The sequence below is a fragment of the Labilibaculum euxinicum genome (assembly GCF_963678175.1).
Classification (GTDB): Bacteria; Bacteroidota; Bacteroidia; order Bacteroidales; family Marinifilaceae; genus Labilibaculum; species Labilibaculum euxinus.
In genome coordinates, this window is the sequence record NZ_OY782756.1 from 1,375,693 (window position 1) to 1,390,997 (window position 15,305).

Annotated in this window: 13 protein-coding genes; 9 read left to right on the forward strand and 4 right to left on the reverse strand. The window is 36.8% G+C overall.

Going from position 1 to position 15,305, the window contains the following annotated elements; all coding sequences use genetic code 11:
- Positions 1-9: 9 nt before the first annotated feature.
- The 7 genes from ACY0M5_RS05890 (at position 10) to ACY0M5_RS05920 (ending at position 7,809) form a co-directional block, all read left to right on the forward strand.
- Complete coding sequence (locus ACY0M5_RS05890; RefSeq protein ID WP_461631108.1) at positions 10-879, forward strand: hypothetical protein; 870 nt, start codon at positions 10-12, stop codon at positions 877-879.
- Positions 880-897: 18 nt separating this feature from the next.
- On the forward strand, positions 898-1,794 hold the full coding sequence (locus tag ACY0M5_RS05895; RefSeq protein ID WP_461631109.1) for a hypothetical protein: 897 nt from the start codon (positions 898-900) through the stop codon (positions 1,792-1,794).
- Between the two features lie 15 nt (positions 1,795-1,809).
- Complete coding sequence (locus ACY0M5_RS05900; RefSeq protein WP_461631110.1) at positions 1,810-2,517, forward strand: hypothetical protein; 708 nt, start codon at positions 1,810-1,812, stop codon at positions 2,515-2,517.
- 22 nt (positions 2,518-2,539) lie between these two features.
- A complete protein-coding gene (locus tag ACY0M5_RS05905; RefSeq protein WP_461631111.1) occupies positions 2,540-3,295 on the forward strand; it encodes a hypothetical protein in 756 nt (251 codons plus the stop codon).
- A gap of 16 nt (positions 3,296-3,311) precedes the next feature.
- Entirely contained in the window at positions 3,312-3,989 is a 678-nt protein-coding gene (locus ACY0M5_RS05910) for a hypothetical protein (protein WP_461631112.1), read from the forward strand.
- Between the two features lie 17 nt (positions 3,990-4,006).
- The gene (locus tag ACY0M5_RS05915; RefSeq protein ID WP_124993229.1) at positions 4,007-6,535 is read left to right on the forward strand and encodes a T9SS type B sorting domain-containing protein; all 2,529 of its coding nucleotides are present in this window, start codon (positions 4,007-4,009) and stop codon (positions 6,533-6,535) included.
- 215 nt (positions 6,536-6,750) lie between these two features.
- Positions 6,751-7,809: a PorP/SprF family type IX secretion system membrane protein gene (locus ACY0M5_RS05920; RefSeq protein WP_124993228.1), complete on the forward strand. Its 1,059-nt coding sequence runs from the start codon at positions 6,751-6,753 to the stop codon at positions 7,807-7,809.
- A gap of 84 nt (positions 7,810-7,893) precedes the next feature.
- Here ACY0M5_RS05920 and rsmI read toward each other — a convergent pair whose 3' ends face one another.
- Positions 7,894-8,607: a 16S rRNA (cytidine(1402)-2'-O)-methyltransferase gene (rsmI, locus tag ACY0M5_RS05925; RefSeq protein ID WP_461631113.1), complete on the reverse strand. Its 714-nt coding sequence runs from the start codon at positions 8,605-8,607 to the stop codon at positions 7,894-7,896.
- 2 nt (positions 8,608-8,609) lie between these two features.
- Positions 8,610-9,242, reverse strand: a complete 633-nt coding sequence (locus ACY0M5_RS05930) for a hypothetical protein (protein WP_461631114.1) — start codon at positions 9,240-9,242, stop codon at positions 8,610-8,612.
- 212 nt (positions 9,243-9,454) lie between these two features.
- Between ACY0M5_RS05930 and ACY0M5_RS05935 the strand changes: the two genes are divergently transcribed.
- Entirely contained in the window at positions 9,455-10,045 is a 591-nt protein-coding gene (locus ACY0M5_RS05935; RefSeq protein WP_124993225.1) for a thymidine kinase, read from the forward strand.
- An 11-nt stretch (positions 10,046-10,056) separates the two neighbouring features.
- Complete coding sequence (locus tag ACY0M5_RS05940; RefSeq protein WP_461631115.1) at positions 10,057-12,531, forward strand: bifunctional UDP-N-acetylmuramoyl-tripeptide:D-alanyl-D-alanine ligase/alanine racemase; 2,475 nt, start codon at positions 10,057-10,059, stop codon at positions 12,529-12,531.
- Positions 12,532-12,720: 189 nt separating this feature from the next.
- Here the strand turns inward: ACY0M5_RS05940 and ACY0M5_RS05945 are convergent, their stop codons facing one another.
- Complete coding sequence (locus ACY0M5_RS05945) at positions 12,721-13,437, reverse strand: Crp/Fnr family transcriptional regulator (protein ID WP_101311394.1); 717 nt, start codon at positions 13,435-13,437, stop codon at positions 12,721-12,723.
- Between the two features lie 155 nt (positions 13,438-13,592).
- The gene (locus ACY0M5_RS05950; RefSeq protein WP_461631116.1) at positions 13,593-15,239 is read right to left on the reverse strand and encodes an NAD+ synthase; all 1,647 of its coding nucleotides are present in this window, start codon (positions 15,237-15,239) and stop codon (positions 13,593-13,595) included.
- Positions 15,240-15,305 lie beyond the last annotated feature (66 nt).

Genomic DNA, 15,305 nt, shown 5'->3' on the forward strand with positions numbered 1-15,305 from the left:
TTATATCATATGAAAAAGTTATTATTATCACTCGTTATTTGTTTGGGTTTGGTATCCTTTGCCAGCCAAACATTTGCTCAGAGTACGGCTGTTAAACCTTACGATGGAGCGAAGCACACCTACACATTTGGAGATGTTGAGGCGAATGCAACTTATAAATTTTATGTGAGTACTTCTACTGTTGCTTATGGTGTAGGATCGGAAGTTACCGATTTTGGAGCTTTCACGGGAACAGGAACAGGAACTATTGGAGCGGCAAATGGAGCTGCCTCGGTAGAAATAACTTGGGCAAATAATGCAGCGGCAAACTATGGTGCTTCCGGATTGTATTTGTTTTTAGCAGTAACTGTATCTGGAGACCCTTGCTCTGGGCCAGGTAACTACAAAGCTGTCCATATTATGCCTCAAGCCAGTGCATTTAATCTTGCAGTTGTTGATGACTCAGCAACAGATCCGACTTGTGCCGATTTAACTGGATTGAAACCTGTAATTAATTTGACGGATATTAATGTAACAGATGAATATGATGCTGGTAAAACAACATTGTCTTATACAATAACCCGTACAAATTCATCTAATGCTTGGAGCGGAACTTATACTGTTACTTCTAGTGATAATACTGTTGAATTCACTGCTAATACCGTAGCTTCGTCTTCAGGTTTAGTTTCAGGCTCTGTAACTAATGAGACTGCAAATACACATGTTGTGACAGTAGTTATTACCAATAAACCAGGATCAAATCCAACATTTACCTTGAACTTAGTAACAGGTTCGGATGATGTTACAGGAGTAACTGATATTGATCTTACAACTGCTGATGCAACAGCAGATCATACAATCAATTTGATGCCAACAATTGGATCTTTCACAGGAATTTAATTTGAAAAAAATATATAAATGAAAAATATTTATAAATTATTAATTGCACTAGTTGTTTTAGTGGGCTCTTCGGAACTTACTAAGGCACAAAGTACTTATGAATTGCCTTATCCCGGTGCTACACACACTTATCAATTCGATAATGTTGTAGGAACTAGTACTACAGATTGGTTTGTATCCAGAGATGCAGCTGTTGGTGCTACAGCGATTGTTGGAGGTGCTTCTGCAGATTTTGTTATTTCAGCGGTGGATGGAACAGGAACCTCAATGGGTACTGATGGCGTTTTAACTGGTACTGGAGTATCTAAAGTGTCAATTACCTGGAATGGAACTGCAAGTGGTACGTATTATGTGTTTCTTAATGTTAGTGACGGTACTTGTTCGAACCTAAAAGGTTATAAGGTTGTTGTTCAAACGGGTGAATTTAATGCATTGATTGCTGATGTTACAGGTTCGGCTACACCTGGTACTGTAGATACTTCTGTGGCAAATGATATTAAATCTCTTACTTGTCCGGATGAGACAACAATTAGTCCTATTGTGAATGAAGGTACACCAAGTTTAGGTACGTCTGATATTGTATATCGTGTGAATCGTGAGTTTACAAATACAACTAATGGCTGGAAAGTAGTGTTTGATGCTTTGGTTGCAGGTGCTTCAATTAAAGAGGTTAAGGATGCTGCAGGTACAACTATTGCAGATGCTTCTGGTTATATCGTTGATGGAACTCAGGATTACATTCTTGTTACTGTAACTGTAACAAATGCAATTTCAACGCCTGATTTTACTTTGACGATTAATTCAGCGGGAACAATAGATATTATTACTAATGCTTCAGATAATGATGCAACAGATAATGATGCAACGCATCAATTCAATGATATGCCAACAATTGGTAATATTTCTGGAATTTAATAGAAATAATATTTAATGAAAATAGACATAATATATAAGACATTTATGGCATTTGCCATAATCATCCTCTCACTTGCTTCGGCAAGTGGGCAGGGTGCTTATACTGTTGTGTTAAATTCTCAAGTAAAATATGAAGTACCGGGGAATACAGATATTCAAACTTACGAATGGAAGGTTTATACCGATAATTTATTAACAACAGAAGCTTTAGTTTCAGAATGCATATTAGCAACCGTAACAGGAGAGCCTAATGCCATTGTTGTAGATTGGCTTAGTGACGGAGATTATTATCTTACATTATATGCAACCGGAATCAATGGTTGTACTAATAAAAAGGCTTGGAAATATACAGTAGTTTCAACACCTAACATTGTTTTTAAAGATCTAACATCAGAGGATTGTGCTGATTTAGATCCACAATTTGCTACAGAAATGGTAACAATGTTCGATTCAGGTACTCAATTGCCGGAATCACAATACCCGATTACAGTGAACTATCGCTTAGATGGGGATTCTGCTGATCGAACTGCAATTGTAAATTTTGCAGATAAAATGCTCCATGTAGCGGGCGTTATTGAAAATGAAATAAATGAAACAATAAATCATATAACCATAATGAGTGCAACCAATAGGTATGGAGGTACGTTAAATGTGGTAACAGGAAAAGAAATTCATACAAGAACAATACATCCATTACCAATAGTTAACGATATAGAATATTAATTAGACTTTAAATACTACTGATATGAAAAAAATATTACTTGCAACGTTTGTAATTCTGACAACAAGCATAGCTTCATTTGCTCAAAATGGCGAATTGATGGCTACAACTCACAATGTGTACTCTGGTATTACTCATACCTATAAAGCAACTGGTACGGATGCTTTTACTTGGGAAGTATTTTCTGATGTAGCTTGTACAGCCACGGTTTTACCTGCTGCCGATACATATACTTTTTCAGCAGGAACAGATCTTACTAAAGATCTAACCATAACATGGAATGAACCTGTAGCATCACCTGCTACATATTATTTGCGTTTGAAGCAGTTAAATACAGGAACTGGTTGTTATAACTATAAGACCTTAACAGTTATTGTTACTTCTGTAAATGATATGACTTTTGCATTTGCACCTACTGCATCTACTGAAGATTGTGCTGTAAACATCTCTTTATCAGATGTGATTTTTGATGTTACTTTATCAGGTACTAATTTGGTTCATGAGGCAACTAAACAAGCTCAGGTTGAGTATGCTATTGGAACAGGTACTAAAGCTTGGTTAAATGTTGATTTAGGCAGTACAACAGGAGCTGGTACATATACCATAACTATCCCTGCAAGTCAATTGTTAAGTTCAGATCCAAAAGTTGATCAAAATTTTGATATTAATATTTATCGATTACGCGATGGAAATGGCGCAATTAATGATTTTGCATCAACGCCTATTACTCATGTATGGAAAGCAAATGCCCTTCCAACTATTGTTGACATTGTATTTTAGTATTAACTAGATAGCTATGAAAAAAATAATTTTATCAATATTATTCTGTTTTACTGCGTTTGGACTTGTATCAGCCCAAACACAGGTAACTGGAGGCACAAGCCAAAAGTTGACCGCAGTACATACGTTTGGAAATACTTTCGCTTGGACTGTTGTTGGTGATGGGACTGGAACGACTGTAACTATTCCCGAAACAACAAATACTGTAACTTTTACTTGGCCAACTGTAGCTGATATCTATACTGTTACAGTAGTTACAACAGATGTGAATGGTTGTAAGAGTGAACCGTTTGAGCAAAAAATACAAGTACTAGGTGACCCAACTGTGGAGTTTGCTGATGCAGGTGATGTAACAGGAGTTTGTTCTGCAGCCACTACAATTGCTGCTAATGGAAGTACACCTGTTACTGTTACTTATACCGGGGCACAGCCATGGACATTAACGTATTCAATTTTGGATAATAATGATCTTGTTGTTGCTGGATTTGATAATGTTGAAGTCGCAAATTTGAATGGTGATTATATTATTGATGTAGTTCATAATTTTGTTAATAATGAAACAACACCTCAGAATTGGAAAGTTGTAATTAACTCTGCAAAATCAGCTGATGATGTGGTTGTTAATGCTGCGGATAACGATAAAAATATTGTTGTTTATCCTTTACCAGTTATCACCAATCTTACTTTGAACTAAGCTAAATTTTAAAATAAATGTTGAAAACCTTACTACATAAAACACTGCTTACTGCAATAGCCATCCTTTTGGGAGGATGGGCTGTTGTGGCACAGCAGTATGTGGTTAAGGGAACAACACTTAATTTTAAGGTGGATGAAGTTACTGGTTATGAATATCATTGGTCAGTAACACATACATCTAGCGGTTCAGTAGCATATCTTGCATCAAAAACATTTGAATCCGGTGATTATGTATTCGCTAACGAAGGTGATTATGAGGTGAAAGTATATCCGGAGGATTTAGGGACACATTGTTTTGGTGATCCATTAACCATGATCGTGGTAGTTGATGGCGCAGCTCCAACCGCTGAGTTTGATGATTTAGAGGTACCCTATGTTTGTTCTGCAAATAATGGCGGAGATGCAAATGGTAAAGTGAATATTACCGTTAATTATAATGGTCCTAAACCATGGACATTTAAAATTTCAGTCGATCGTGCACCTGCAGTAATGCCTGTTGGAGCAGAGGAACTGTATGTGAATACTTTTGAGTTTGAACTTGAAATTCCAAATACAACGGGTAAAACACACAGAGCGGAGATTTTATTAGTTGAGGCGAAGACTTTATCAGGAATACCGGTAACAGAAGATCTTGCTAATCAAACTTTGGAGGTTGATGTAATGGCTTTACCAAATACTTTATTTGGTGATTATGCTCCGGTAATTCAGGCTGGAACAATTCAGTCTTATACTGCAACCATCGAGAAGAATGAAAATTATGAACTTTTTGTTCCAGGCGGAGCAACAGTCCTAAATGAAAAGACGAAGAAGCTAAGCGATAAGTTCCATAGTGAATTAAGTTTTGATGTTCAATGGGGAAATACGCCTGGAGATTATCAGATAAAATTGTTGGAGCGCACTGCTTTTGATTGTGCCGGAGATACAATTTATGCAGCTATTAGTGTTGTTGAATCTTTCGTAGTTAGTTTGGGTGGAGATATTCAAATTTGTGAAGGAGAGACTGCAGCTTTAACTCCGGCCATCGACTTTGATGGAACTTATACTTACCTATGGTCAGATGGATCAACAGGTTCTTCATTATCCGTAACTGAGACGGGAACATATTCTGTTACAGCAACTGATTCCGAAACAGGTAAATCATCATCGGCAACAGTAAATGTTAATGTGTTAACAGCTCCGGTTGTTGATTTGGGAGCGGATTACGAATTGGCTGATGCTGAAACAAAGGTGTTGGATGCAGGAAATCCGGGATTAACCTATTCTTGGTCGACAGGAGAGACAAGTCAGACCATAAGCGTGAATAACAGCAATACGTATAGTGTTAATGTAACCAGCTTAAATGGTTGTGTTGGAACTGATGAAATTATTATAAGCAGCGCAAGTGATGTATTTGCTATTGATTTGGGTGCCGACAAGAATATTTGTGATGGGGAAGAAGTGATTCTAAATCCCAATCCAAGCATCTCGCAAAACTATGCTTACCTATGGTCAAATGGAGCAGGAACCTCCACACTTACCGTGAGTGAGTCCGGAATTTACTCGGTAACGGTAAGAGATGATGAAGGCAATGAAAAAACCGATGAAATTGAAGTAATTGTGCATGCTTTACCAATTGTTGATTTAGGTGGAGATATCACATTATACGATGGTGAAACCACGACTTTGGATGCCGGAGTTTCAGGATCAGGTTTGGTTTACGAATGGAGTTCCGGAGAGTCAACCCAGACAATATCGGTAAGTGAGGAAAATGTATATTCTGTGAAGGTTACAGATGAATACTCATGTTATAATACAGATGATATTAGTGTTGTTAGAAAAGACGGTCATAAATTCTCTGTAGATTTAGGTGGTGATATTCAGATTTGTGAGGGTGACAGAGTGTATCTTGAACCAATTATTGATAGAACATTTACTTCTGATCCTATTTATAAATGGATACCGTCAGAGTCAACTGAAAAGGGAATCCTTGTCAATCAATCAGGTAAATATTGTGTTGATGTAACGGATCCATTTGGTAATACAGAAGGAGATTGTATCGAATTAACGGTTAATCCTTCTCCTATTGTGGATCTTGGTGAAGACCTTATTGTTCAAACCGGAGAAAATGTAACTCTTGATGCTGAAAATAATGGTAGTTTCTACCGTTGGTCAACAGATGATATTTCTCAGACTATAAATGTGAGTCAGGCAGGAGAATACTGGGTTGAAGTAACCAATCAACAGAGTTGTATGGGAAGGGATACGATAAATGTAATTTATCCGGAAGGTGATCAATTTGTTGGATTAGCCAGCGGATTCTCTCCAAATGGAGATGGTAAAAACGATGTTCTATTTGTTCGGGGTAACAATATAGGTTCAATGAATTTGATTGTTTATAACCGATTAGGACATAAAATCTTTCAATCGAACAGACAAGATGTAGGATGGGATGGTACCTATCGTGGAGTAAAACAAGATATGGATGTTTATGTTTTCTTCCTGCAAGTGACCTTCCTTGATGGTAGTTCTGTACAAAAGCGCGGAAATGTTACACTACTGTACTAATATAGTTGATGAATAAAATGGATTATTACTGTTAAATTTCATCATATTAATTATATTTATGCCAAATAATTTGTCGCAAAAAAATAAATGTAATATAAAATATTTCACAGTGGGTAATAGGCTATTATTACCCATTTTTATATTTTTGCTTGGGGTATTTCGTTTTGCTGGTTGAAAATCTTTGCTAATCGGCTGAAAGACCCGTAAAATTGGATATGAGGAAGAGTTTAATTGTTTTTATACTGATATCGTTATTCGGGGTCTGTCAAGTCTTCGCACAGCGTGTGCACTCTTCTCAATTCTATTCTATACCATTATTGTTGAATCCAGCTCTTACAGGAAATTCTGATTATAATCTTCGGGGTGGGATGAATTATCGTAACCAGTGGAATAGTGTAACAACACCTTTTGTTTCTCAGGCAGTTTTTGTAGATGGTAAATTATCGACTCAACTATTGAGTTCTTCCTGGCTTGGTGTTGGAGGTATGATTTTCAATGATAAAGCTGGAGAAGGTAGTTTAAAAACTACTCAGGTTATGTTTTCCGGATCATTAAATAAAAGTCTGAATGCAGGGAATACATTGTTTTTACATGTGGGACTTGGTTTGGAATTAGTTAATAAATCGGTTGATTATAACAAATTGGTTTTTGATGATCAATGGGATGGCACACTTTTCGATCCAAATTATCAAACAGGAGAACCTTTAGGAACACAATCTTTATTTTATACTGACTTTTCTGCTGGTACTATGGTTACATTTTTTAAAGGGAAATCAAAATATTTTATGGGGATGGCAATTAGTCATATAAATCAACCCAATGAATCCTTTTACGCAATCACCAATAACCTTAAAAGACGATTTGCATGGCATGGAGGAGTAGAGTCCAGATTATCTTCGAGATTATATGTCAAGCCTGAAATTATGCATACTACCGAGAGTAGTTCAAACGAGTGGATTGCCGGAACCAATTTTATGATGTTGTATGGAGAAAAAGGCACCATTCTTCATTACGGATTGTGGTATCGTTTTACTCAGGATATTATTCCTGCATTTGGGTATGAGAAAAACCGCATGAAATTTATGATTAGCTATGATATTAATGTCTCGGATTTACAGGCTGCATCTTCTAACAGAGGTGGTTTGGAGATTTCTCTGACTTATAATTACAACTATTCCAATCCCCGGGAAATCCGAAAGTTGAAACGTCGTCAGAAAGTCAAAAAATTGGGTGATAAGGCAATCTCTTGTCCTAAATTCTCACACGAAGACTAATGACAGTTAAGAATTATAAATTCATAATGTGGTTCTTCTAAGCTAAATCATGAAAGAGTAGCAGCAAAGCTTTTAGCCTTGGTTTTACTGTCGGTCCTTTTTTATGTATTCTTTCTTCTTTTTCTCAACAAGCTTACCGCCAACAACAATTACAATTTCACCTTTCACAGTTTTCGAACTGAAATGAGCGATTAGTTCAGCGAGAGTGCCACGTACATTTTCTTCATATAGTTTGGTTAACTCACGGGATACAGATGCTTTTCTATCTTCTCCCATTACTCCAGCAAATTGCTCTAAGCTTTTCACCAGGCGGTGTGGAGATTCATAAAAAATCATTGTTCTTGATTCTTCCGCCAGTTCATCTAATTTAGACTGACGCCCTTTTTTTTGCGGTAAAAATCCTTCGAAACAAAATTTTTCATTTGGCAACCCGGAATTCACTAAAGCAGGGACAAATGCTGTTGCTCCTGGTAAACATTCAACATCAATTCCATTATCAAGACAATGTTTCACCAAAAAGAACCCGGGATCTGAAATAGCCGGTGTTCCTGCATCAGATATTAAGGCAATGGTTTCACCGGCTTTAATTCGGTTAACGATGTTTTCGGCCGTTTTGTGTTCGTTAAATTTGTGATGAGAGTGTAAGGGTTTTGAAATTTCGAAATGTTTTAATAAAAACCCAGATGTTCTTGTGTCTTCAGCAAGAATTAAATCTACTTCTTTTAATATTCGTAAAGCTCTTAAGGTAATATCTTCTAAATTTCCAATTGGAGTTGGAACAAGGTATAGTTTTGACATGTTTAAAATTTTCTTTTGGTGATTTCGATGAATTGGGTTACGGTAGGATCCTCCAGATTCCACTCTTTTTCAGCTTTTATCCAATTCATAACAGATTCAAAAGTACCTGCTTTATTTATGAAGGAAATAGCTGTATTGTATTCATCTATATTGTTTTCGAAAAGCTCACGGGCAAACAAAAAGCGATCATTAATTCCAATAGCCGACTGAATATCTTTCAGTTTTTGAGATGGAAGTTTCTCGCCAATCAGTTGAATAGGTTCCGATTGAACGTTTTGGGTTACAATTTCTGATTCTATTTGTTCTTTTTCTTCAATTTCAGGTTTTTCAGGCCTGATATTGTCAATTACCTGTTGTTTTTCAGAACTTGTATCAGAAAACTCAATTTCTTTTTTGATTGGTTCAGGCGAAGCAGAAATAATTTCTTCAGGAACATTTGGTGAAACAGTCTCTGTTGGTTTTAATTCACAATTCTTTTTCAGGATATTAAAATCCTGACTTAAACCCAGTATTCTGGAATCAAGTAACTCAATACTATCACTTAAATCCTCAGGCTTATTAGTGAAATGTTCCAGTAAGTTTTGAATTTCTTCGGTTTTACTTTTAAGCAGTTGAATGACTAGTTTATTATCCATAACCAGAATTTTAATATGCAACAGAATTCTATGTACTAATTTACAAAAGTAAAGCTAATTTTTTTTGTATTGATTGGTTGAGTGGTTTTTTCGGTTCAAACAAAATATTTTTTAGGGAGGTATTGTTTAAAAGTTTATTAGCTCAGTAATGCAAGTATGAAAGTGTTTTCCTATTTTTGTCTATCTATGTAAAATAACCTAAAGTTTATCACATGTTTCTTGAGAATGATATTAACAGAGCTGGCAGTAATGGTTGGATCGAAGTAATAGTTGGTTCTATGTTTTCGGGTAAAACCGAAGAATTGATCCGTCGGTTGAACCGGGCAAAAATTGCCCGTCAGAATGTTGAAATATTTAAACCTCATATTGATGTGAGATACTCTGAGGACGAAGTGGTATCGCACAATTCCAACTCCATTCGGTCAACCCCCGTTGAAACATCAGCAAATATATTGTTGCTTGCCAGTAATGTTGATGTGGTAGGTATTGATGAAGCTCAGTTTTTTGATGCCGGCTTGTCTGACGTTTGTAACGAATTGGCCAATCAGGGTATTCGGGTGATTGTTGCTGGCTTGGATATGGATTTTAAAGGCAATCCTTTTGGCCCGATTCCTAGTATTATGGCTACTGCAGAATATGTTACCAAAGTTCATGCAGTTTGTATGCGTTGTGGAAATCTGGCCAATTACTCACATCGTTTGGCCGAGGCTGATAAATTAGTGTTGTTAGGCGAAAAGAGTGAATATGAACCGCTTTGCCGAAATTGTTACCAGAAAATTTACAGAACATCTTCAACAAAATAAGTGGATGTATTATGACTGTTGCGCAATCATATACTATTGAATCGGTAGCTTCTATCACAGGAGGTGTTTGTTATGGGAAAGAAAATCTCATTGTTAAAACCCTTTCGATAGACAGCAGGTCGTTACAACTTCCGGGAGAAACACTTTTTTTTGCTTTAGTTGGTGCGCGGCACGATGGTCATTTATACATCAAAGATTTGTATCAAAAAGGGGTTCGTGCATTTGTTGTGAGTAATTCTGAATGTACAGATTTAAAACAGTATCCTGAGGTCGGCTTTGTTTTGGTTCACGATACGCTTATTGCCTTGCAGAATTTGGCCGAAAATCACCGAAAGAATTTCTCTTTTCCCGTAATAGGAATTACCGGCAGCAATGGAAAAACCATTGTAAAAGAGTGGCTGTATCAGTTGCTGAATGAATCGTATTCTATTGTTCGCAGTCCCAAAAGCTATAATTCTCAGGTGGGAGTTCCGCTTTCTGTCTGGAACATGAACAGTGAGGCCAATTTGGCTGTTTTTGAGGCTGGTATTTCTCAACCGGGAGAAATGGATCAACTCTCAAAAATTATTCAACCTACCTATGGGATTTTTACTCATTTGGGGGATGCACATCGCGAGAATTTTAAGGATGAAGTTCAGAAATTAGAAGAGAAGATAAAATTATTCTCTTCCTGCGATTCGATTGTGTATTGTGCCGATAATAAACTTGTAGATGAATCTTTAAAGTCCCGGTATGGACAGAATAGAGAATTGATTTCCTGGTCAAGAAATCAAGCTGCCAATTTGATGGTTGTTTCGGAAGAAATAAATGGGAACCGAACATTCATTAAAATCAAATATAAGAAGGAAACAAAAGAGATAAATTTGCCTTTTAGTGATAAAGCCTCAATTGATAATGCAATTACCTGCTGGCTCTGTTTGCTAAACCTGAATGTTGATGATGAAACCATAAAAGAAAGATTCCTGAAATTAGAACCAGTTGCCATGCGATTGGAAATCAAAGAAGGAATAGGTGATTGTACACTAATTAATGATTATTACAATTCAGATTTGGGTTCGCTGGGAATTGCCTTGGATTTAATGAATCAGCAGCAAAAAGATAAGTGCAAAACCATTATTTTATCAGATATTTTTCAATCGGGTTATACAAATCATCAGCTTTACAAGGCGATATCCAAATTGCTCGAACAGAAGAAAATAAATCGTTTGATTGGTATTGGGGAAGGTATTTCGTCGCAATCGAAACTATTTACCTGCAATGCTTCTTTTTATCGCTCAACCGATGTATTTCTGGCAGATTTGAATCGAAATCAGTTTAAGGACGAAATTATTCTGATAAAAGGAGCAAGAAATTTTCATTTTGAGAGAATTTCAAATGCGCTTCAATACAAAGCACACCAAACGGTTCTGGAAGTGAACTTAAATGCCATGGTTCACAATTTGAACTACTTCCGTTCCTTATTAAAACCAAGTACCAAACTGGTGGTAATGGTGAAAGCTTTTTCTTATGGAAGCGGATCAACCGAAATTGCTAATTTACTGCAATATCACCGGGTTAATTATTTAGCCGTTGCCATAGCCGACGAAGGTGTTGAACTAAGAAACGCAGGAATCACGATCCCAATTATGGTGATGAATCCGGAGCCTCACAGTTTCGACACCATGATTGAGTATCGCCTTGAGCCAGAAATATACAATCAGACTATTTGTCTTGAATTTGAAAAAGCATTAAAGCGAAATGGAGTAAGAAACTATCCTATTCACATAAAACTGGATACAGGAATGAATCGTTTGGGTTTTGTTCATCACGATATTGATACTTTGTTGTCACTGATTGTGAACAATGATCATTTCTTTATCAGTTCTGTATTTTCCCATTTGGCGGGTGCAGATGAGCAGCAACACGATGATTTTACAGCTCGGCAAATTAATTCGTTTACCCAATGGAGCGATCAAATATTGTCGCAGTTTTCGTATCCTATCGATCGGCATATTTTAAATTCAGCCGGTATCGAACGTTTTCCGCAAGCACAATTCAATATGGTTCGTTTGGGAATTGGTCTTTATGGAATCAGTGCTACACATCAGGAAAAACTGATGAATGTGAGCAGCCTGAAAACTACAATTTCGCAGATAAAAGAAGTGTCAAAAGAGAATACCGTAGGTTACGGACGAAAAGGGCAATTACAGACCGATACGCGCATTGGAGTTATCCCAATAGGTTATGCCGATGGTTTCAACCGTAAACTGAGCAACGGCCTTGGAAAAGTGATGGTGAACGGGCAATTGGTGCCCGTTGTTGGCAATATTTGCATGGATATGAGCATGATCGATTTGACCAATACCGATGCTAAAGAAGGAGATTCCGTTCTAATTTTTGGCGACGATTATTCGGTAAGTAAATTGGCCGAACAATTGGATACCATTCCCTACGAAATTCTCACCACCATTTCGCGTCGGGTAAAACGCGTTTATTTTCAGGAATAAAAATATTTTGGGTGTTCCCCTCGTTCCTCGTGGCGGGCTTTTCACTCCTACTCCTCACTCATTCTCCGTTATAATCCCTAACACACAGGGTTCGAATATTTGTTCAGCTTTTGTTGCACCTGCTAATTACTACTGCAAAATAAAAGCCATCCCTAACGAGATGGCTTGCTATATTTTAAGAAGCAGCTCTTATCCAAGTTTACTAACCCGGTCTAATCTAACCTTATCTAAAATCTTAATTTTCCGGCCATCAATTGAAATGATTCCTTCGCTTGCAAAAGTGGAAAGTGTACGAATTGCATTTGATGTTGTCATATTCGATAGGTTAGCGATATCTTCTCTCGAAAGATAAACCTTAATGGTTGCTTCATCATCTTCAAAACCATATGTATCACGAAGAAACAGCAGCGATTCAGCCAATCTTCCTCGAATGTGTTTCTGAGTAAGGGTGATTGTTCTGTTGTTTGAAAATCCTAATTCGGTAGAAAGCGAACGTATAATGCACAAAGAAAGGTCAGAATTGGTTTTAATAAATTTCAGCATCAATTCGTAGCTAACTGTACAGGTTATAGAATCTTCAATTGCAACAGCCGAAGCAATGTTGTTTTCTTCGGCAAAAAGTGCACGGTATCCAATAAAACCAATAGGTTTTGCCATTCGAACAATTTGCTCGCGACCGCCTACGCCTTCTTTAAATATCTTTACTTTTCCTTCAGACAAACAGATAAGCCCAATTGGTCTTTCACCTTCTTTGTAAATGTATTCACCTTTCTTAAAAAAAGAACAGGTCATGTTCGCCATTAACTCTTCTTTTTCAGAAGGAGTTAGAACATTAAATACTGAACTCGAATTATTAATTACTTCCCCACAAATAATCTCTCTGGATTTTCTATCATTCTCAATCATATACAAGGTGGAATATGGATTTAAAATACGTTGTATGTTTTAAAACACTTCAAAAGTATATAAATGAAATGAAATGTGAAAATGAATACAGAAATAATTCATTATTTAAGTGATGTTCGACAACATGCTGTTAAGTAGGTGTTTATACCCATTAATTAGTGTTTTGCTACTAAGGGGATTTTTCGGCCAAAGCCAAAAGCCTTTGATGAAACGCGTAAAATAGGCGGAGTCTGGAATCTTTTGTATTCATTCATATTGACTAACCTAAGGGCTTTTTGAACCGTTGCTCTTTCAAAACCATCTTGAATAATTTCTTCCGAAGACATATTTTTTTCTATATATCGAAATAAAATGCCGTCTAACACATCGTAATCTGGTAAAGAATCCGAATCTTTTTGATCGGGACGTAATTCGGCTGATGGTGGTTTTACAATTGAGTTTTCAGGAATTACCTCTTTATCTTTATTGATGAACCAGGCCAATTTGAAAACATCGGTTTTGTAAACATCTCCAAGTACCGATAAGCCACCATTCATGTCTCCATATAATGTGCCGTATCCAACTGCAGATTCACTCTTATTTGATGTGTTTAGAAGGATGTGTCCAAATTTATTCGATAAGCTCATAACTAATGTTCCTCTTATGCGAGCCTGTATATTTTCTTCAGCAACATTAAAAGGGAGATTGCCGAATATTGGATCTAAGGATTTTTGAAATTCCTGAAAAATATTCTGAATTGGGACAATATCGTATTGAATGCCTAAGTTTTCAGCCAAATCTACTGCGTCTTTTATGGAATGATCCGAAGAGAATTCGGAAGGCATCAGCAGAACCCGCACATTTTCTTTGCCAAGAGCTCGTTCTGCCAAAACCACTGTTACGGCCGAATCAATTCCGCCTGAAAGCCCCAGTGTTGTTTTGGTGAATCCCATTTTTCCGAAATAATCTTTCAGACCTAAAACCAAGGCATCATGAATTTTTTCTATGTAATTTACATTTCTGGCTTCTGCTTTTTGATTTTCAATCGCTTCAAGATCAACTATCTGATAGTCTTCCTCGAAATAATTTAATCGTTTGGCTACTTCTCCCTTCGAATTCATAACCAAAGAGTCACCGTCAAAAATTAATTCGGTGTGCGCTCCAATCTGATTGACGTAGAATATTGGAAGTTGATATCTTTCCGAAGTTGCCTTCAAAATATTGGTTCGCAAATCCTGCTGATTATAGGAAAATGGCGATGCTGCAATGTTTACCACAAAATCAGGATTGAGTTTGCTTAGCTCTTCCATTGGTGAAATTGTGTACAATGCCGATTTTGCAAAGTTGTTGTCTACAGGTTGGGTTTCCCATAAATCTTCACAAATAGTGAGTGCAATTTTTTTTCCTTTCAATTCAACCAAAGAGAATTCTGTATTGGGTTCAAAGTACCTGTATTCGTCGAAAATATCGTAATTAGGCAACAGAGTTTTATTATGAATACTCTCAATTTTCCCGTTGGAAATGAAATAAGCAGAGTTGTATAAATTTTTCCCTTTCGGATGAGGATTTACTGATGGCCCTCCAATTACGGCAGCAATATCAATGCAATGCTCCGCTACTTTTTGAAGTGCCGATTTAGATTTCTCAACAAATTCCTTACGTTCCAGTAAATCTTTTGGCGGATATCCACAAATGGCTAACTCTGAAAACAGAACCAAATCTACGCCGCTTTTGCGCGACTTATTGATTGCTGAAATAATTTTTTCAGTGTTGCTCTCGAAATTACCAATATGATAGTTTAATTGGGCTAATGCTATTTTCATACTTAAAAGATATGAGTCCCGAAATATTTCAGGATGAGAAGAAAGATCATTTAATCTGCTGTCTCA